1 protein-coding gene is annotated in these 377 nt (G+C 73.7%); it reads left to right on the top strand.

The annotated features are described in order from the left end of the window. A partial coding sequence (locus IH00_RS43700; protein ID WP_199819889.1) for an acyl carrier protein occupies positions 1 to 377 on the top strand: 377 nt, incomplete at both ends.

Genomic DNA, 377 nt, shown 5'->3' on the forward strand with positions numbered 1-377 from the left:
CTCACCCAGAGCACCGGCGTGCGCCTGCCCGCCACGCTGATCTTCGACCATCCCACCCCGGCGGCCGTGGCACGGCTGCTGCTCGCCGACCTCGGTGGCGGCGCGGAGGCGCCGAAGCCCGCGGCCCGTCCCAAGCGGTCCACGCTGGACGAGCCGCTGGCGATCGTCGGCATGAGCTGCCGTTACCCCGGTGGCGTGACGTCGCCGGAGGAGCTGTGGGAGCTCGTGGCCGCAGGCCGCGACGCGGTGGGCGGGCTGCCCACGGACCGCGGCTGGGACCCGGACATCTACGACCCCGACCCGGACCAGCCCGGGAAGATCAACACCCGTGGCGGTGCCTTCCTGGAGCGCATCGGCGAGTTCGACGCGGAGTTCTT

The organism is Streptomyces sp. NRRL S-118, assembly GCF_000716335.1.
Classification (GTDB): domain Bacteria; phylum Actinomycetota; class Actinomycetes; order Streptomycetales; family Streptomycetaceae; genus Streptomyces.